The sequence below is a fragment of the Ancylobacter sp. FA202 genome (genome assembly GCF_000380205.1).
In the GTDB taxonomy this organism is placed as follows: Bacteria; Pseudomonadota; Alphaproteobacteria; order Rhizobiales; family Xanthobacteraceae; genus Ancylobacter.
The window spans coordinates 3,803,909-3,822,037 of record NZ_KB904818.1 but is presented as its reverse complement, the minus strand read 5'-3'; the positions used below and the strand labels follow the sequence as shown (position 1 = coordinate 3,822,037).

The window sequence follows — 18,129 nt, the reverse complement described above, 5'->3', positions numbered from 1 at the left end:
GAGGAATTGCCATGTCCGACCTTTCCCCGGCAGAGCCTGCCGCGCGGCCGCTTGACGGCCGCATTGCCCTCGTCACCGGCGCCACGCGCGGCATCGGTCATGCCACCGCCCTCGCCTTGGCCGAGGCCGGCGCGCATGTGGTGGCCTTGGGCCGCACCAGCGGCGCGCTGGAGGAACTGGACGACCGGATCGTCAAGGCCGGCTCTACCGCAACTCTGGTGCCGCTCGACATCAAGGATGGCGAGGGCATCGACCGGCTCGGCGGTGCGCTCTATGAGCGCTTCGGCAAGCTCGACATTTTTGTCGGCAATGCCGGCGTGCTCGGTCCGATGACGCCGCTGGCGCAGGTCGACCCCAAGGAGTGGACCGACACGCTGGCGGTGAACCTTACCGCCAACTGGCGGCTGATCCGCTCGCTGGACCCGCTGCTGCGGCTCTCCACGGCCGGGCGGGCGGTGATGGTCTCATCCGGCGCGGCACACAAGGCGCGGCCGTTCTGGGGGCCCTACGCCGTCACCAAGGCGGCGGTGGAAGTGCTGGCGCGCACCTGGGCGGCGGAGGTGGAGAACATTTCCAGCCTGAAGATCAACCTGATCAATCCGGGACCCATCCGCACCCGCATGCGCGCCAAAGCGTTCCCGAGCGAAGACCCGAACACGCTGCCCACCCCCGAAGAGGTGGCGCGGGCGATCCTCGCCCTGTGCCTGCCAAGCTTTGAGGAAACCGGCCGTCTCTACGACTTTCCCACGCAGCGGCTCATGTCTTTCAACCATCCATCATGAGTGTCCCGGATACGCCAAAGGCCGAGCTTCATTGAACATTCTGATCGCGACCAACCATCTTGCTCTCTATGGTGGCTCTGAAATCGTCTGCCTGGAAATGGCGGAATACTTCAAGAGCCGCGGCCACCGGCTAACCGTCTTCGCGAGCGTGGCGGCGGCCCCAATGGCCGACATATTCGGGTCCCGCCTTGGCGTGAAAATCGTCACAGATCCGCGCGAGATCGCCCCTTTCCGCTATGACCTCGCCTATATTCAGCATCAGGTTGCCGGGCTGTTCGATTACAGACGCGATGCCCATTCGCTGGAAAAAACCGCCTTCGTCTTCGGCAAGCTGGGTCGAAGGAGTTTCATGGAAAGCGGCGGTTGGCGCCATGATCGCGTGCTTGCAGATGCGTATTTCGCCAATTCAGAAGAGACGGCGAACAGCCTGCGCGGAGCGGGCGTTCAGGCGCCCATCACGGTCTTCCACAACGCCGCGCCAGCGGCGTTTTTTCGGCCGTCCTCTGCGACCCAAGGCACCCTGAGGACGATCACCCTCATTTCCAACCACAACGACCCCGAACTTATGGGGGCGATAGACCGCCTGGCACTGGACCATAAAGTTCAGCGCATCGGCCTCAGGCAAGGCCGGCAGGCGATGGTGACGCCCGTCGTCATCCACGCGAGCGATCTCATCGTCAGCATCGGCAAGAGCGCCCCCTACGCTCTGGCGGGCGGAGTGCCGGTCTTCGTCTATGACCATTTCGGGGGCCCGGGCTATCTGACCCATGACAATTTTGACCGCGCAGCCCGCTTCAACTTTAGCGGCAGATGCTGCGAACGTCGGCTTGATGCCGCAGCCCTGGCAAAGGAGATCGTTGATGGTTACGCTCGCGGCCGCGCCTTCATCGGGGAACTGGGTGCCAAGGGACTCGCGCGTTACCGGCTAGAGCCCTATCTCGACGCCATGCTGGCTACAGTGCCGAGCGACAACGCGGCCCGAGCAGCGCATTTGGCCGCAGACCCGATGATCGCTCAGGAGCGACTTCTCGCCACTTATGTGCAAAGCCAATCGATGGAAGCGCATGACAGCCGAAACCGCCCGGAACGGCGTCTCGGCCGAACGATAAAGTACACGCTTATCGCTGCCCGGCGACAGGGGGCTCTCATCGCTCGAAAGGGCCTGCGGCTATTTTCTGGACTGGCTCAGTCCTTCTCGGCGTAGGGATTGTCCTTCTCGCGCAGCGTGAGCCGGATAGGTACGCCGGGCAGGTCGAAACTGGCGCGTAGATTATTCACGAGATAGCGCACATAGCTCTCGGGGAGCGCGTCGGCGCGCGAGCAGAACAGCACGAAGCTCGGCGGCCGGGCCTTGGGCTGCGTAATGTAGCGCAGCTTGATGCGGCGACCCGAAACGGCCGGCGGCGGATGCTGGTCAGTGGTCTCGATCAGCCAGCGGTTCAGCGGATTGGTGGCGACGCGGCGGTTCCACACCTCGTGCGCCTGCTGCACGGCACGCACCAGACGGTCGAGCCCCTCGCCGGTGAGACCTGACACCAGCACCACCGGCGCGCCCTTGACCTGCGAGAGCCGATCATCGGCCTCCTCGCGCATGCGGGTGACGAAGCCCTGCTGATCCTTGACTAGGTCGGACTTGGAAATCGCCAGAACAACCGCCCGGCCCTCGCGCTCGACGAGATCGGCGATACGCAGGTCCTGCTCCTCGAAAGGATGGGTGGCGTCCATCAGCACGATGACGACTTCAGCGAAGCGGGCGGCGCGCAGTCCGTCAGCGACGGAGAGCTTTTCCAGCTTGTCTTCAATCCGGGCGCGCTTGCGCATGCCGGCGGTATCGAAGACCCGAAGTTCCACCCCGTGACGCTCTATATCGACCGCGATCGAGTCGCGGGTGATACCCGCTTCCGGCCCAGTGAGCAGCCGATCCTCGCCGAGAAGCGCGTTGATCAGCGTGGACTTGCCGGCATTCGGGCGCCCGAGCACAGCGACGCGGATACGCCGTCCGGCCTCGGATTCTTCCTCTTCATCGCCCTCGTCTGGCACACACAGCGCCAACGCACGGAGGAGATCGCCCATGCCGTCGCCATGCTCGGCGGAAAGCTCCACCGGCTCGCCGAGACCCAAGGCATAGGCATCCAGCGTGCCGCTTTCGGAGCCCTTCGCCTCGGCCTTGTTGGCAACGAGAATGGTGTGCTTGCCGGAGCGGCGGGCGAGTTCGCCAAAGGAGCGGTCGCTTGGCGTGATACCAGCCTTGGCGTCGATCATGAACAGCAGCACATCGGCATCAGCGATGGCGGCCTCGGTCTGCGCGCGCATGCGGCCTTCAAGCGATTCCGCCTTGGCCTCCTCCAGCCCCGCCGTATCAATGATGCGGAAGGACAGGTGGCCTAGCCGAGCGTCGCCCTCGCGCCGGTCACGGGTCACGCCAGGCCTGTCGTCGACCAGCGCCAGGCGCTTGCCGACAAGACGGTTAAACAGCGTCGACTTGCCGACATTCGGCCGGCCGACGATCGCGACGGTCATCGTCATGGAAGGGATGGGCCTCCGCGCCCGTCAGCTCTATTCCGCCGGGGCTGCGCCGGGACTGACGGCGGAAGCCGCGCCCGCGGCCGGCGGCTCGTTCTGGTAGGGATTGTAGGCGGAATTCGCCGGCTGCGGCGGCGCCTGATTGTAATCGACACCGGGCACGCCTTCGGGAAACACCGGCTGACGAGCACCGGGCAACGGCTTTTCGCGCTCATTGAACGGGTTCAGCGTTTCAAGCGTCTCACAGCCGGCGGCCGCCAGCGTCAGGCCCAGCACTGGCAGCAGCAGAACGGCGCGGCGCAGGCGCGAGCGGAACATGGACGTCTCATTGCGCATCAGCATCTCCTCACGGCGCAGCGGGGGTGGCCGCCCCCGGCTCGGATGTCGGGGATGTCGAGGGCGCCGCAGCGGGCGCCTCGGGCGAAGCAGCAGCGGGAGCCGGAGCAGGTTCCGCCGCAGGCGGGGTGGTCTGTACCGGTGCGACAGACGCGGCGGGCGCCGGAACTGGCAGCGAGGAGGCCGCCAGCGTCCGCATCAGATCCGCGCGGCGGCGCAGGCCGGGAGGCGTCTCGCCATCGCCAAGGATGGTGGTGAAGGTCGTGGTCGCGCCCGCATAGTCGCCCGCCTTGTACTGGGCGAGGCCGATGAGCTCGCGGGCGGAATGGCGGAATGCGCCCGCAGGAGTGTCGAGCGGCTTCATCCGTCCTTCGATGTCGGCAAGCGGGGCGGTATCGACCAGCAGCAGCGCGGCACGCACCTGGGCCACATTCTGCATCAGCGGGCTGATCGAGGCGTCGCGCGCCAGCGCGTCATAGTCGGCGACGGCTGTCGCTCGGTCGGTCTTGGCCAGTTCATCCGCGGCTTGGAAGCGCGCCAGAATGCGATAGCCGCGCGTGCCGTCCTTCTCCAAAGCGGCAAAGGCAGCCTCGGCCTCGGTGGTCTTGCCCTCGGCAGACAGCTTCATCGCCGCCTCGAACTGCGCGCCAGCGGCTTGGTCCTGCTGCAGGCGCCACCACTCATAGCCGCGCCACCCGGCGACAGCCACGACGATGAGCACGGCAAAGCCGATGAGGTAGGCGCCGTAGCGCGTCCACAGCCGACCGAAGCGCTCGCGGCGCAGGTCCTCGTCGATCTCGTTGAAGATGTCAGCCATGTCGCGTCCGTGGGCACTCGTCGGAAGGGCGCCGCAAGGAAGCGGGGCCGGTACTGGAAAGGGCCGCGTAAACTACCGATGCGGCTTCAACAAGGCAAATCGCGCGGCGACTGTGTATGCCGCTGCGCGCTTCCCCTGCACGTGCAAGAATTCTAGCTCTTTTTCGGGGCGTAGACATGCTCCGGGCCAGGGAAGCTGCGCGCCCGCACCTCGTTCGCATAGGCCTCCACCGCCGCGCCGATGGCAGGGCCGATATCGGCGAACTTCTTGACGAAGCGCGGCACGCGATCGGACAGGCCGAGCATGTCCTCAAGAACAAGAATCTGTCCGTCGCAAGCGGGCGAGCCGCCGATGCCAATGGTGGGCGGCGCGACCTCCTCGGTGATCTGCCGGGCCAGCGGCTCAGAGATCGCCTCCAGGACGATAGAGAACGCGCCGGCCTCGGCAATCGAGCGGGCGTCGTCGAGAATCAGAGCTGCGCTCGCCTCGTCGCGGCCCAGCGCCTTGAAAGAGCCGAGCGTGTTTATCGCCTGCGGGGTAAGGCCGACATGGCCCATGACCGGCACGCCGCGATCGGCGAGAAAACGCACCGTCTCCGCCATGCGGCGCCCGCCTTCCAGCTTGACCGCGCCGGCGCCCGTCTCCTTCAGCACCCGCGCGGCGGTGGCGAAGGCCTGCTGCGGCGAGCCCTCATAGGAGCCGAAGGGCAGATCCACCACCACCAGCGCCCGTGCCGAGCCGCGCATGACCGCCTGCCCCTGCAGGATCATCATGTCGACCGTCACCGGCACGGTGGTTTCCATGCCGTGCATCACCATGCCGAGCGAATCGCCAACCAGCATGAAGTCGACATGCGGGTCGACGAGGCGGGCCGTGTGGGCGTGATAGGCGGTCAGCGAGACGATCGGCTCTCCGCCCTTGCGCGCCCTGATGTCGGGTGCGGTGAGGCGGCGGGCGGCGGACTGGACGGACATGTCAGGCTGTTTCCTCGTTTTCTTGCAAGGGCTTGCTCAGCCCATTACCGGCACCCCAACGATATAGGGGTGGAACCAGAAAGTGAGGATGGCATAAAGCACAAGCCCGCCGCCGACCGCAACGAGGTCGCCCCACCAGTTGCCGGGGGCAACCGGCAGAGGCGCGGCGCGGCGCTTGGCCATGATCCGCAGCACCACCGCCCAGGCGAGGATAACCACGGCGAGCGTCACCGTCGCGGCGTCGCCATTGGAGATGAGATGGGCCAGCGCCCAGGTCTTGATCGCCACCAGGAACGGGAACTTCAGGCGCGCTTTGATATGGCTCGGCACCAGCGCCGCCACCGCAAAGATGGACGCGAACAGCATCAACAGCAGCGCGAGATGGCGCAGGCCCACGGGCGGGTTGTAGAGCTGGGCCGGGCCTTCCGCACGCCACTGGCCAAAACCATAGGCGATCATCAGCACGCCGATAATCGCGAGCACGCCGTGCACGATCCGGTAGGTGGTGACGCCGAATTGTTCCGTCAACGCCGTGCCCATCTTGCGCCGCGCGGCGACGATGTGAATGGCAACGAACAGGGCAAGCCCCGCCAGCATCAGGATCATGATCGTGCTCCCCGGTGTGCGATGGCGCGCACGCTAGATCGTTTCCAATCGCCGCGCCATCCGGGCGAGGTCCGACTTTTTGTCCGGGGCATCGGAGGCGAGCATCATCGGGTCCCGCCGGGATGTGTAAACCATAAGAGGGGACACCCCTCCCGTACCCTAGGGGGGCGTGTCAGAATGATGACGCCGTCGGTTGGGGGGAACCGGAATGAAAGCCGTGCTGGTGATTCTCGCACTGGGTCTATTGCTCGCCCTCGCTCCACCGGCGCGCGCGCAGGGCGTCGTGGCCACGGCCACCGGCGCGCCGACGGTAACGGAGCTGGGTGAAGCGGCTCGCAGCGATGTCGCGCTGGCCACGGTCGCGGCGCCGCCGGAGATGAGCCCGCCTTCGGTCGCCACCCCGGGGGCGCTTTCCGCCCCCGCCCTGTCAACCACGCCGCAGACGATCCTCTCTCCTACGGTGCCTGCTGCTCTGGCACCTGCCGCACCCGCAACGCAGGCGGCGTCCATCGGGGACCCTTCCGGTCCACTGGAGGCAACCCCGCCACCGCCCGATGTGCGGGTGGAGGTCAGCCTTTCCAAGCAGCGCATGGTGGTGTCGGTGGCGGGGGTCGAGCGCCATGCCTGGCCGGTTTCGACTGCCCGGAAGGGTTATCGCACGCCCCTCGGCACCTACCGGCCCGAGCGCATGCACAAGCGCTATTTCTCGCGCAAATATGACAACGCGCCGATGCCCTATGCGATCTTCTTCCACAGGGGCTGGGCGATCCACGGCACCAATGCTATCGGCCGGCTCGGCCGCCCCGCCTCGCATGGCTGCGTGCGGCTGCATCCTGGCAATGCCAAAGCGCTGTTCGCCATTGTCAGCCAGTATGGCCGCGCCAACACGCACATCATCGTCGTCCGCTGAAGGCGACCGCGTGTGCGGCGGGGATCAGCCGGTCTTTTTCACGTCTTTCACATCGGTGAACACGATGCCCGGCCAGCGGTCACCGGTGTAGCCGATCATGAAGGCCGAGGGGCTGAGGAAGACGAGGTCGCCATCAAGGTCGTCAGCGGTGGAAAGCCGGTTGCCGGCAGCGAAGTCGTCGAGCTTCTTCGGGTCTTCCGAGGACACCCAGCGGGCGAGCTGGAACTCCGACATGTCGAAGCCGACTTCCAGCCCGTATTCGGCCTCCAGCCGGTTCTTCAGCACGTCAAGCTGCAGCGGGCCGACCACGCCGACCAGCGCCGGCGAGCCGTCGGTGGGGCGGAACACCTGCACCACGCCCTCCTCGGCCATTTCCTGCAGCGCCTGCTTCAACTTCTTGGCCTTCATCGCGTCCGGCAGCTTCACCCGGCGCAGGATTTCCGGCGCGAAGGAGGGAACGCCGATGAAGTTGATGTCCTCGCCCTCAGTCAGCGTATCGCCGATGCGCAGATTGCCATGGTTGGGAATGCCCACCACGTCGCCGGCATAAGCTTCCTCGGCAAGCTGGCGGTCCTGAGCGAAGAAGAACTGCGGCGTAGCGAGGCCCATCGGCTTGCCGGTCCGGACCAGCTTCGCCTTCATACCGCGCTGCAGCCTGCCCGAGCAGAGGCGGGCAAAGGCGATGCGGTCGCGATGGTTCGGATCCATATTCGCCTGGATCTTGAACACGAAGGCGGTCATGCGCGGCTCTTCCGCTTCGACGCGGCGCTTGTCCGCCTGCTGCGCGCGCGGCGGCGGGGCGTAGCGGCCAAGCCCTTCGAGCAGATCACCGACGCCGAAATTGCGCAGCGCCGAGCCGAAATAAACCGGCGTTAGATGCCCTTCGAGAAAGGCTTTCAGCTCGAACGGGTTGCACACTTCGCGCACCAGCCCGAGTTCCTCCGCCAGCGTCTCCTCCTTGAGGGTGACGTTCAGCGCAGCGATGTCGGTCATGCTCATCTGCCGCAGCGGGCCGGTCTTGCCCTCGTCGCCATCGAGCAGCCGCATGCCGCCGGTGGCGATGTCCATGGTGCCGACGAAATCCCGCCCCTGCCCGACCGGCCATGTCATGGGCGTGGTGTCGAGCGCCAGCGTCTTCTCGATCTCGTCGAGAATCTCGAACGGGTCGCGGCTCTCGCGGTCCATCTTGTTGATGAAGGTGATGATTGGGATATCGCGCAGGCGACACACTTCCAGCAGCTTGCGGGTACGCGCCTCGATGCCCTTGGCCGCGTCGATCACCATCACCGCCGCGTCGACCGCGGTCAGGGTGCGGTAGGTATCCTCCGAGAAGTCCTCATGGCCCGGCGTGTCCAGCAGGTTGAACACATGGCCGTTGAACTCGAAGGTCATCACCGAGGTCGCGACCGAGATGCCGCGCTCGCGCTCGATCGCCATCCAGTCCGAGCGCGTGGAGCGCCGGTCTTTCTTAGCCCGCACCTGACCGGCAAGCTGGATCGCGCCCCCGAACAGCAGCAGCTTCTCGGTCAGCGTGGTTTTGCCCGCATCCGGGTGCGAGATGATCGCGAAGGTACGCCGGCGCGCCACCTCGGTGGCGATAGGCGATGCGGCGGAATTGGAGAGAGCGTTCATGCAGGCGGATGTGGCAGGGAAGCCGCGCCGGATCAAGGGGTGGCGGCGCTGTTCCGTTGGCCCGCCGTCCCAGCCGGCCACTTCCCTTTCGGCCATCCCGGCCGCTGCGCCGCCAAGCGCCCGGATGGCTCTCCATTCGGGTGATGATCCCGGATCGCCCTGAAGGCCTTCCGGATAACGAGCCGAACGGCGCTCAACCGAACTGCTTCTCGTAAGCCTCCAGCCTGAAACCGACCAGCAACGTGCCATCGACATCGAGCACCGGGCGCTTGATGAGGGAGGGCTGCGCCTGCATCAAGGCAACAGCCATCGCGGCGTCAATATCGGCCTTCTCCGTGTCGGAGAGCTTGCGGAAAGTGGTGCCGGCGCGGTTGAGGAGGACCTCCCAGCCGACCTTGCCGGCCCATGCCTTCAGGTGTGCCTCATCAATGCCAGCGGTCTTGTAGTCGTGGAAATCATAGGCGACGCCGCGCCCGTCCAGCCAGGCGCGCGCCTTCTTCATCGTGTCGCAATTCTTGATGCCGTAGATCGTGACGCTCACACCCATCTCCTCGCACTGCCGCCCCCGTCATAACGGGGACGGCCCGGGGTTTGAAGGGTCAGACGCGGCCGCGCTTGGCTCAGTTGGCCGTCGCTGCGCCGATCGCGCCGCCGGCCACCGCGCCGATGCCCGCGCCCCAGGCGGCGCCGGTGCCGCCGCCGGCAATGCCGCCGATCACCGCGCCGGTGCCGGCGCCGATCAGCGCGCCTGTGCCAGTGCGGCGTTGAGTGTTGGAACAGCCCGCCGCGACGAGCGCGACAATGGCGACAGCCGTGAGCTTGATGGCAACGGATCTGGACATCGGTCGATTCCCCCAAATGAAATAGTGGAAGAAATTACCGCCGCCGCCTCGCGCTCACAATCGCGCGCTGCTAGGTATCATTGCGGAGAACAACCCAGCCGCGCATCGGCTTCAGCGCCAGCTGCGAACCCAGCGGCCCGGCTCATAGACCCATTGGCCGCGGCGCAGCACCCAGCGAGGACCGACGAACTCGAACCCGCGACGGCTCTCTTCCCAGTGGCCCGCTGTCCACACCCAGCCCTGGCGCGGCTTCCAGGCCCAATGCCCCGGCACCCATGTATACCCACGGCGCGGCGGCGGGCGCGGTTCACGGCGCGGGGTCGGCGGCCGGCTGGTCGGCGCCGATTGCGCCTGCGCTTCCTCCTGTGTCGCGATGCCGATCGGGACAGCCAGCAGCGCGAGAGCGGCTTTGAGAACAGATCGGCGCGAAGGCATGTCGGTCACTCCAACGGAGGGCGTTGGCTGATGATGACCGGCGCCTTTGCGCGGCGCAACTCAGCGAGCGGCTCGCGTGTTCGTGCCCTGCAATTCAACGCCGGAAAGGTGTATGATGCGTTCAACCGCCGGACATCAAAGATCCGGCAGGCCGGGAGGTCGCCATGCATCGCCGTATCCGCCTGTTCCTCGCCGTCAGCCTTTTCTCTGCCTTCGCCATCAATGCAGCCGCCGCGCAGGAGCCGGGGGCCGACGCCAGCTGGAAATCGTTCAAACCTGACGTGTTCGGGGAGCGGCCGATCGAGGCCGGCAGCCCGCTCGTGCGCCTCACGGCTCCCAAACGGGCAGAGGATGCGGCCATGGTGCCGATCGATGTCGAGATTGTGCTTCCCGAAGGAGATCCGCGCAGCATCTCCAAGCTGACCCTCATCGTCGACGAGAACCCCGCCCCGCTCGCCGCGACCTTCACCTTCGGCGGCAACCGCCGCGATGTCGCGCTCGGCACGCGGCTGCGGGTGAATTCCTATTCCTATGTGCGCGCCATCGCCGAAACCAGCGATGGCGGATTGCACATGGCCGAGAGCTTCGTGAAGGCGTCGGGCGGCTGCTCCGCCCCGGCGATGAAGGACGAGGAGGCCCAGCTGAAGAATCTCGGCCAGCTCAAGCTGAAATCGGTCAAGGCCGACGGGATGGGCGATGCAAGCCAGGCCAGCCGCGTCTCGCAACTGCAGCTGATGATCCGCCACCCCAACTATTCCGGCCTGCAGATGGACCCGCTAACGCGGGCCTATATCCCGGCGAAGTTCGTCGACAATATCCGCGTCACGCAGGGCGACGACCTTGTTTTCTCCATGGTTGGAGGCATCTCGCTGAGTGAAGACCCGGCCATCCGCGTCTCCTACGACCCGGCGGGCAAGGAGATCCATGTCGATGCCGGGGATACGGACGGGCGCAAGTTTGAGGGTGCGCTGAAGCCCGCAAGCTGAGCGTTAGAAATTGGCGAAGAGCAGGAGCCGCGTCGGCCGCGCGCCTCCCGCTCTCGCTCAATAGAAGCAGGTGACTTCCGCTTCCGCCTGCGCCCGGTGCAGATCAGCGACAATATCGCGGAAAATGCCGGTGTTGCGGAACAGTTCAGCCTGCTGGCCGGCCACCTGGCTGACGCTCATGATGGTTTCGGCCTCCTCGTAGCGCTCATAGGGCAGGATGGTGGCAATGGTGTCGATCGAGCACGAGCACTTCTCAAGCGCCTGGCGGGTCTGGCCGTTCGCAACCATGCAGCCGAACACATAGTCGGCGCGGGCGACGGTGGGATAATCGTTGATAAGTCCCGCCTGTGGCGCCTGGGGCGCCGGCTTGCGGGCGCCGGCGGTGAGGCCGGGCGACAGCATGTCCTGCGCCAGCACCCCACCGGCACCCAGCACCGTCAAAATCAGAACTGCGGCGCTGCGGCGGAGGGGCTTTTCTCCCCGCAAGGGGCGTGTCTTCGCCATGGTCATTCCTCCTGGGGCGGCCGCCTATTTCACCGCCGGGGCCAGGGATGCCCCGGTCAGCGTCAGGCTGGTCTCGATGATGTTAGCTCCGCCATCCGCCTTCGGCGTGACGACGTCGATGGAATATAGCCCGCCGGGCACGGCGTCGGAGAACAGGAATTCATATCGGCGACCGACCAGTTCCAGCAGCTTGTCCTTGTTGGGATCCTCTGCAAAGGGTCGCATGGTCAGCTTCCAACCCTCGACCTCGTGGCCCTCGAAGGAAAAGCGCGCGGGCGTGACCGTGCCGGAGGACAGATGCTCGCGCACCCGGTTGCGCAGATAGAACGGGCTGCCCTTGGTGAGTTGTGCGAGTTCTTTCACGTCGCGCTCCAGCAGGATCATCGCGATCGGATTGCCATTCATGGTCGGGAAGGGCCCGGCCTCGCCTTCCTTGTCACCGCGATGGATAAGCACGTCGGCAATCCGCTTTTTGGGGTCGTCGGCAGGCGCCCCCACCTTCATTTCCAGCGTTTCTTCGAAGCCGTCGCCGAGCTTAGCCTCGGCGGTCACGTGCTTGTAGGCATAGGTGAGCGTGGTGCCCGCCGCCACCTTCGACAGATAGGGCTGCTCGAAGAACAGCTCGGCAGCGGTCGGCGCGGCCAGCGCGGCTGAAGCAAGAAAGACCGCAATTGAGGCCGTCGCGGCGAGGGTACGGGCAGAACGCAACATGAAGTCTCTCCGTCAGCCGGCGCGGTCGGGCTGGAAGTAGCGCCGGTAATCATAAATGTCGGAGCCTTCGGCGTCGGCCTCGGCAAGCGCCAGCAGGTCTGCATGCAGCGGCGACAAATGGCAGGCGGGATCGGTGGCGGCAGCATCGCCGGCAATCGCCATCGCCTGGCAGCGGCAGCCACCCCAGTCGATTTCCTTGCGCTCGCAGCTCTTACATAGATCGGGCATCCAGTCGGTGCCACGAAAGGCATTGAAGGCGGGCGAGTTCAGCCAGACATCGGTCAGCGAATGCTCGCGCACGTTCCAGAAATCGAGGCTCGGAATGGTCTCGGCCGCATGGCAGGGCAGCACCTTTCCGGAGGGCGTCACGTTGAGCGACTGCCGCCCCCAGCCATTCATGCAGGGCTTGGGATATTTGGCGTAGTAATCCGGCACCACCGCATCGATGGTAAGCACGCCCTTGAGCCGGACCCGCGCCTCCTCCACCACATCGAGCGCCCAGAACACCTGGTCGCGGGTCGGCATCAATGCGCCACGATTGCGCAGCGCCCAGCCATAATATTGGGAATGGGCAATCTCGATGCGCCGCGCATCAAGCGCCAGCGCCAACTCGATGAAATCGGGGATCTGGTGAATGTTCGCCCGGTGGACAACCGAGTTGACGGTCAGCGGCAGGCCAAGCCGGCGCACCTCGCGCGCTACCGCCATTTTCCGCTCATGCGCCCCACGGAAATTGGAGACCTTGTCGGTCATCTCGGCGGTCGCGCCCTGGAAGGACAGCTGGACATGGTCGATGCCGGCATCCGAGATCGCTTGCAGCCGCTCGGGCGTCACGCCGACGCCAGCGGTGATGAGGTTGGTGTAGAGACCCACCTCGACGCAATGGCGGATCATCTGCTCGAGATCGCGGCGCGCCGTCGGCTCGCCGCCGGAAAGGTGGACCTGCAACACACCGAGCTTGGCGGCCTCGGAAAACACACGCAGCCACGTCTCTGTGTCGAGCTCGACATTGCGCCGGTCGAGTTCGACCGGGTTGGAACAATAGGGGCATTGCAGCGGGCAGCGATGCGTCAGCTCGGCCAGCATGCCATAGGGGATGGGAGGCGCCGGACGGGCCGGCACCTCCACGCGGCTGCGGGGTTCTTCGATCAGGCTCATGACGCGGCATCCCCGATCACCGGCAACGTCACTTCGATGAGGCCCTTTTCGGCGAGGCCGGAAAGGAATGCATCGACATCGGTCGCCACCGTTGTGCGCTCCACGGTGAAAGCGCTCGCCAGTTCATCGACGATGGCGTCGATGGAACGGGCGCCATCCACTTTCTTCAGAATCTCCACCGCCACCGGGTCAGGGTTCAGCACGCGCTCGGGCGCCAGCAGCACCCACTGTCCGCGTGCCTCATCGTGACGCAGCCGCACGCCGCGCGCGAGCTTGGGAACACCAGTTGCGGCAAGAGTCGCTGTCATCACCCCTCCTTCGGGACGAAGGCCCCTGGATAGCCCATTTTCGGATCGATATAGGCGAAGTACAGCGCATCAAGCTGCACCCAGAGCACGTTGCACTTGAACTCCAGCGCGCGGATCGCCTGCTCCTGCTGCTCGGGCGTGCGGGCGTGCTGCTTGACGTAATCCAGCGCGAAATCCGCGTCGCGCGGCGCCTGGGTCAGGCGCTTGTCGAAATAGGCCAGCGTGTCCTTTGAGACGAAATCATAGTTCTTCAGCATGCCGGCGACACGCTCGCCGATGATGCCGGGCGAAAACATCTCCGTGAGCGAGGAGGCGATGGCCTCCAGAAGGCTCTTCTCGCGCACGAAATGCACATAGGCATCGACCGCGAACTTCGTCGCCGGCAGCAGGCCGGACAGCGACGTGACCGTGTGGCGGTCGAGGCCGAGGCTATCGGTCAGCACCAGCCAACGGGCGATGCCGCCCTCGCCTTCATGGTCGCCATCATGGTCGACGATGCGCTGGCGCCAGACGCGGCGCAGTTCCGGCTCTTCCATGCGGGCGAGGATGGCGGAATCCTTCACCGGGATCATGGCCTGATAATAATAGCGGTTGAGCGCCCAGGCCTGCACCTGTCCAAAGGTAAGCTGGCCATTGTGCAGCAGCTTATGAAACGGGTGCAGGCTGTGATAGCGGCGCGTGCCGACGTCGCGCAGACGATTTTCCAGTTCTTCCGGTGAGAGAAGCGTGGTCATAGGGCTATCTCCATCCCATCTTGAGCGATTTCCCATCCGGCTTTATTCGCCGTTATCCGCTCTTCTGAGCCATCAACGAGCACCGGATTGGTGTTGTTGATGTGAACATAGATTTTCCGGCCGACGTTGACGTTTCTCAAGGCCTCAATCGAACCGCGCTCGCCCGACATCGACATATGCCCCATGCGCGCGCCGGTCTTGGTGCCGACCCCGGCGCGGATCATCTCATCGTCGCGCCAGAGCGTGCCGTCGAACAGCACGGCATCGGCTCCCTCAAGGCGCGCCCGCAATGAATCGGTCATGGTCGCACAGCCGGGAATATAGAGGATCCGGCGCCCGCCGGCCGTAAGTTCGACGCCGATGGTCTGCTCGCCCTCCATGTCGGTGGTAAGCGAGCCTTTTTCCGCCTGCTCGCGCGCTTCGAGATAGAGGGCGATCTTGCCGGGGACCGGGAAAATGGTGGCCCGTACGCCCGCCACGAGTTCGAAGGATGAGCCGAGTTCCACCGGGCGGCGTTCCACCACCTCTGGCGCCAGCACGTCGAAGGCGCTGCTGCCGGCGAGCACGTCGTGCACGCCGGGTGTTGCCATCAGCGTGAAGGGCTGTGCCTCCCGCAAGCTCAGAAGGCCGGCCACATGGTCGATATCGGCATTGGTGAGCAGCACGGATGTGAGCGGCGAGTGCCGCAGTCCGTGGCGTGGGTGAAGGGCCGGCGTGGCCTGAAGCTGCGACAGAATTTCCGGCGCACAATTGACAAGCGCCCAGTCGGCGCCATTGGCGCTGACGGCAATTGACGCCTGGGAGCGCCGCTTTACACGGGGATCATTTGCCCAAGCAAGCGAACAAACCGCGCAGCGGCAGTTCCACTGAGGGAAACCACCGCCCGCGGCTGACCCAAGGATCACGAGTTTGAAGTGGGACGGGGACGTTTCCATCGGTGGTCCGATTTTACGCCATCCCGTCCCTTATTAAGCTCAGAAGTCAGCCGGATAGTAGGCGTTGACTTCCATGCCGACGCAGACTTCAACAATGCGGGGAGCAGTCCAGGCCATATCTTCCTCCTCGATTATTCAATCTCATATTACTTCATAAGAAGTTCATAAGAGATCGAGTTGCTTTGCGGATATTTCACCGCACCAGTAATGTGAGGATCGTTTCGCCATCCGTCAAGAAGACCCTGTCATCTTTCGCTCTGGCGCACATAATACCACTCCATTTCCGGTGCTTTCTCTCTCGAAACCGCTCAGCTTTCCTCGGCTTCGAGCATGAAGCCACGGCCGCGTACCGTCATGATCAGGTGTGCGCCCTCCGGCAACGCCTCGGCGAGCTTATGCCGGAGATAGCCGACATAAACATCGACGACGTTGAGCGAAGCGCCGCCATGCCCAGCCCAGAGCGCGGCGAAAATGTCGGCCCGCGACAGCGGCTCCCCGGGATGACGCATCAGCAGCGCCAGAAGTTCCACCTCGCGCTCGGTCAGCCGCACCCGCGTGCCCCCGAGCTGCGCCTGTCGGGTGTCGAGATCAAGCGACAGCGCGCCGACCTCCAGCCGCCGTGGCTCGGTGCCGGCATTGCTGCGACGCAGCGCCTGCACCTTCACCCGGGCCAGCAACTCCTCGAAGGCGAACGGCTTGACGATATAGTCGTCCGCCCCGGCCAGAAGCCCCTCGGTGCGCTCGTTCACGCTGGAGCGGGCGGAGAGCATGAGGATAGGCGCGGTCTGCCCGCCAGCGCGGAGCGCCTTGCACACTTCGATTCCGGAACGGCCGGGCAGCATCACATCGAGAATGATCGCCCCCCATGCCCTGCCAGTGACCACCCGCAGCGCCGCCTCGCCGTCCCCTACCAGTTCGACATCATAGCTTTCAGAGGAGAAACCACGCCTCAGCAGGGAGCCGATATCGGGATCGTCCTCAACGACCAGAATGTTCATTGGGCGGCCTCCAGTGTGATGTCCGGCACGGGGAGCGGCAGGCGCACGGTGACGCAGGTCCCGCGCCGCCGCCCGTCATCTCCCGTGCTGCTTTCAAGAGCGATGCGCCCACCATGGCGGTCGACGATCCATTTCGCCAGAGCGAGACCTATGCCGAATCCCGTGCCTTCGCGCGTGCCGGCAGAACCGCGCCAGAACCGCTCGAACACGTGCGGAAGTTCGTCCGGAGGTATTCCAGTCCCATGGTCGCGCACCTCGATCACCAACTCGTCTGCCTCGCGCCTCGCCGTCAAACGCACGCTCTCGCCGGGCGGGGAATGGCGCACGGCATTGGCGACGAGGCCGTCGAAGGTCTGGCGCAGCCATTCGCGATCAGCGTCGACGGCGAGGCTCTCACCGCCCCCGTCCGCCTCCAGCAGCAGCCCGCCGGCCCGCGCCACTGGCGCCATGCCCTCACAAACCTCGGTGAGGAGATCCGACACCAGGAACAGCGAACGGTCGAGTTCGATCTGTCCGCTCTCCGAGCGCGCGATGCGCAGCAGGTCCTCCACCCGGCGGTGCAGGCGTCGGGCACGCGACTGGATCACCAGCAACGCGGCGCGCAGATCCTCCTCGCGCGGGCGCTGCGGGCGCAGCGTGATCTCGACTTCGCCAAGGATCACGGTGAGCGGTGTGCGCAGTTCGTGACTAACATCGGTGAAGAAGCGCCGACGCGCCATGTCGACATTTTCGAGCCGCGTATTGGCGGCGCGCAACTCTGCCGTACGGTCGTCGACAATTTGCTGCAGCTGTTTCTGCGCGGCCACCAGCCGCGCCTCGCGCCGGGCAAGATGCACGGCCATTCGGTTGAAGCGAGCCATGGCGAGGCTCAGCTCGTCGTGCCCGGTGACGTTGACCCGGGTATCGGAGCGCCCGCGCGCGATCGCGGCCGCGGCTGCCGACACGTCGGCGACCCGGTTCACCAGAGAGCGGCCGAGAAGGTTATAGAGAGCCACCGCCAGCAGGCCGGTGAGCGCCAGGCCGATCAGCCCCCAGTGCAGCGTACGATCGCGCAGAAGCTGCACCTCGCCCTGGGTGGCATGGGCGGTTGTGCGCTCCTCCTCCATCGCCTGGGTGAGCGGGCTGCCGAAGCCGGCGGCGAAGACGTCGAGCACCACTCGCACACCGGTCGATGCGTCTGGACTGGCCAGCGCGTTCTCGACCTGGCGGTCTAACACCTCGAACTGCGCCTTCAGCCGGGCGACGGTGCGGCTGCGCGCGGCCATCAGCGTGCGCTGCTTTTCATCCTGGAACCGCCGCACATCCTCGGCGAGCGCTGCCTCGAACCGGGCGAAGGAATCGCGTGTGCCGCGCCGGGCCATCGCTAGCGCTTCATGGGTGCGGGTGCTCGGCTGCTGCGCGGTCTGCAGCGCCATCAGCGCGTAGTCGCCGATTCGCCCGGAAATCGCCGAGAGCAGTTCCAGTCGATTCTGCGCCGAGACCAAGCGATCAAGCTGGTTGCTGGCCGCGCCGAGCGCCACCACGAGCACAAGTGTCGACGCGGCTGTGACCAGCACGGCGACGGATAAGAGCAGCGCCATGCGCGCCCTGAGCGACGAGAACAAGCCACGCCCCATGGTGTCTCACCGAATGGCGCCATCCCAAACATGATGGCATGCCGATGATTTCACGGACGCGGCGCGCGCGCACGCTGCGGTGCAACAGAACAGGGCGCGAGTGGTATGCGATCAGATCTCGCGTCCGCTGGACCCGGGAGGTGCGCAGCGCCATTTGAGAACCTTCCACTTGGGATGGGTCTCGCGCCATTCGGCGATGACCGGCATGGCCCCGATAAGGCACTGCACCGGTGCCGGTGGCCTCTCCAGCCCGACGGAGACAGCCTCCTCGCGGCAGGTGCCGGGGCTGGCAATGAGGCAGATCGACAGAATGAGCTCCACT

General features: G+C 65.5%; 23 protein-coding genes. 4 read left to right on the top strand and 19 right to left on the bottom strand.

The features are described from left to right. Positions 1-11 precede the first annotated feature (11 nt). A complete protein-coding gene (locus tag A3M1_RS0117555; RefSeq protein WP_018390305.1) occupies positions 12-782 on the top strand; it encodes an SDR family NAD(P)-dependent oxidoreductase in 771 nt (256 codons plus the stop codon). Between the two features lie 31 nt (positions 783-813). Then, entirely contained in the window at positions 814-1,986 is a 1,173-nt protein-coding gene (locus A3M1_RS0117550) for a glycosyltransferase (RefSeq protein ID WP_245261733.1), read from the top strand. On the opposite strand, the gene der is transcribed toward A3M1_RS0117550, so the two are convergent. The 5 genes from der to A3M1_RS0117525 form a co-directional block, all read right to left on the bottom strand. Beyond that, entirely contained in the window at positions 1,968-3,308 is a 1,341-nt protein-coding gene (gene der / locus A3M1_RS0117545) for a ribosome biogenesis GTPase Der (RefSeq protein WP_018390303.1), read from the bottom strand. The two genes, A3M1_RS0117550 and der, sit on opposite strands and share 19 nt — an antisense overlap. A gap of 30 nt (positions 3,309-3,338) precedes the next feature. Next, positions 3,339-3,641, bottom strand: coding sequence for a hypothetical protein (locus tag A3M1_RS0117540; RefSeq protein ID WP_245261732.1), 303 nt, complete (start codon positions 3,639-3,641; stop codon positions 3,339-3,341). Between the two features lie 10 nt (positions 3,642-3,651). Continuing rightward, complete coding sequence (locus A3M1_RS0117535; RefSeq protein WP_018390301.1) at positions 3,652-4,458, bottom strand: tetratricopeptide repeat protein; 807 nt, start codon at positions 4,456-4,458, stop codon at positions 3,652-3,654. Between the two features lie 152 nt (positions 4,459-4,610). Then, positions 4,611-5,432 (bottom strand): 3-methyl-2-oxobutanoate hydroxymethyltransferase, encoded by an 822-nt coding sequence (gene panB, locus A3M1_RS0117530; protein ID WP_018390300.1) that lies wholly within the window; start codon positions 5,430-5,432, stop codon positions 4,611-4,613. Positions 5,433-5,468: 36 nt separating this feature from the next. Next, complete coding sequence (locus tag A3M1_RS0117525) at positions 5,469-6,038, bottom strand: NnrU family protein (RefSeq protein ID WP_018390299.1); 570 nt, start codon at positions 6,036-6,038, stop codon at positions 5,469-5,471. A gap of 208 nt (positions 6,039-6,246) precedes the next feature. On the opposite strand from A3M1_RS0117525, the gene A3M1_RS27200 reads away from it, so the two are divergent. Further along, positions 6,247-6,948: a L,D-transpeptidase family protein gene (locus A3M1_RS27200; RefSeq protein ID WP_018390297.1), complete on the top strand. Its 702-nt coding sequence runs from the start codon at positions 6,247-6,249 to the stop codon at positions 6,946-6,948. Positions 6,949-6,972: 24 nt separating this feature from the next. On the opposite strand, the gene A3M1_RS0117510 is transcribed toward A3M1_RS27200, so the two are convergent. The 4 genes from A3M1_RS0117510 to A3M1_RS0117495 all read right to left on the bottom strand — a co-directional run bounded on the left by A3M1_RS0117510 (position 6,973) and on the right by A3M1_RS0117495 (position 9,857). After that, the gene (locus A3M1_RS0117510) at positions 6,973-8,580 is read right to left on the bottom strand and encodes a peptide chain release factor 3 (protein ID WP_026221373.1); all 1,608 of its coding nucleotides are present in this window, start codon (positions 8,578-8,580) and stop codon (positions 6,973-6,975) included. Positions 8,581-8,773: 193 nt separating this feature from the next. Further along, positions 8,774-9,121 (bottom strand): ArsC family reductase, encoded by a 348-nt coding sequence (locus A3M1_RS0117505; protein ID WP_026221372.1) that lies wholly within the window; start codon positions 9,119-9,121, stop codon positions 8,774-8,776. Between the two features lie 79 nt (positions 9,122-9,200). Further along, positions 9,201-9,422: a YMGG-like glycine zipper-containing protein gene (locus A3M1_RS0117500; RefSeq protein ID WP_018390294.1), complete on the bottom strand. Its 222-nt coding sequence runs from the start codon at positions 9,420-9,422 to the stop codon at positions 9,201-9,203. A gap of 111 nt (positions 9,423-9,533) precedes the next feature. After that, on the bottom strand, positions 9,534-9,857 hold the full coding sequence (locus A3M1_RS0117495; RefSeq protein WP_018390293.1) for a YXWGXW repeat-containing protein: 324 nt from the start codon (positions 9,855-9,857) through the stop codon (positions 9,534-9,536). Between the two features lie 164 nt (positions 9,858-10,021). On the opposite strand from A3M1_RS0117495, the gene A3M1_RS0117490 reads away from it, so the two are divergent. Continuing rightward, positions 10,022-10,843 (top strand): quinoprotein dehydrogenase-associated SoxYZ-like carrier, encoded by an 822-nt coding sequence (locus A3M1_RS0117490; RefSeq protein WP_018390292.1) that lies wholly within the window; start codon positions 10,022-10,024, stop codon positions 10,841-10,843. 57 nt (positions 10,844-10,900) lie between these two features. On the opposite strand, the gene A3M1_RS0117485 is transcribed toward A3M1_RS0117490, so the two are convergent. The 10 genes from A3M1_RS0117485 to A3M1_RS0117445 all read right to left on the bottom strand — a co-directional run bounded on the left by A3M1_RS0117485 (position 10,901) and on the right by A3M1_RS0117445 (position 18,128). After that, positions 10,901-11,245 carry a hypothetical protein gene (locus A3M1_RS0117485; RefSeq protein ID WP_371258786.1) on the bottom strand — a complete coding sequence of 115 codons (345 nt, stop codon included), beginning with the start codon at positions 11,243-11,245 and terminating at the stop codon, positions 10,901-10,903. A gap of 126 nt (positions 11,246-11,371) precedes the next feature. Then, on the bottom strand, positions 11,372-12,058 hold the full coding sequence (locus tag A3M1_RS0117480) for a hypothetical protein (RefSeq protein WP_018390290.1): 687 nt from the start codon (positions 12,056-12,058) through the stop codon (positions 11,372-11,374). Positions 12,059-12,070: 12 nt separating this feature from the next. Further along, positions 12,071-13,216, bottom strand: coding sequence for a pyrroloquinoline quinone biosynthesis protein PqqE (gene pqqE / locus A3M1_RS0117475; protein WP_018390289.1), 1,146 nt, complete (start codon positions 13,214-13,216; stop codon positions 12,071-12,073). Next, positions 13,213-13,524, bottom strand: coding sequence for a pyrroloquinoline quinone biosynthesis peptide chaperone PqqD (gene pqqD, locus A3M1_RS0117470; RefSeq protein WP_018390288.1), 312 nt, complete (start codon positions 13,522-13,524; stop codon positions 13,213-13,215). The genes pqqE and pqqD overlap by 4 nt, the downstream gene beginning before the upstream one ends. After that, complete coding sequence (gene pqqC / locus A3M1_RS0117465; RefSeq protein ID WP_018390287.1) at positions 13,524-14,258, bottom strand: pyrroloquinoline-quinone synthase PqqC; 735 nt, start codon at positions 14,256-14,258, stop codon at positions 13,524-13,526. The genes pqqD and pqqC overlap by 1 nt, the downstream gene beginning before the upstream one ends. Next, the gene (pqqB, locus tag A3M1_RS0117460) at positions 14,255-15,193 is read right to left on the bottom strand and encodes a pyrroloquinoline quinone biosynthesis protein PqqB (protein WP_026221370.1); all 939 of its coding nucleotides are present in this window, start codon (positions 15,191-15,193) and stop codon (positions 14,255-14,257) included. Before pqqB ends, pqqC begins: the two co-directional genes overlap by 4 nt. Positions 15,194-15,232: 39 nt before the next feature. Then, entirely contained in the window at positions 15,233-15,310 is a 78-nt protein-coding gene (gene pqqA / locus A3M1_RS25985) for a pyrroloquinoline quinone precursor peptide PqqA (protein ID WP_081620376.1), read from the bottom strand. A gap of 191 nt (positions 15,311-15,501) precedes the next feature. Further along, complete coding sequence (locus A3M1_RS0117455; protein WP_018390285.1) at positions 15,502-16,191, bottom strand: response regulator transcription factor; 690 nt, start codon at positions 16,189-16,191, stop codon at positions 15,502-15,504. Further along, positions 16,188-17,771: a HAMP domain-containing sensor histidine kinase gene (locus A3M1_RS0117450; RefSeq protein WP_245261730.1), complete on the bottom strand. Its 1,584-nt coding sequence runs from the start codon at positions 17,769-17,771 to the stop codon at positions 16,188-16,190. Before A3M1_RS0117450 ends, A3M1_RS0117455 begins: the two co-directional genes overlap by 4 nt. A 147-nt stretch (positions 17,772-17,918) precedes the next feature. Continuing rightward, positions 17,919-18,128 carry a hypothetical protein gene (locus tag A3M1_RS0117445; RefSeq protein WP_018390283.1) on the bottom strand — a complete coding sequence of 70 codons (210 nt, stop codon included), beginning with the start codon at positions 18,126-18,128 and terminating at the stop codon, positions 17,919-17,921. Between the last annotated feature and the right edge of the window lies 1 nt (position 18,129).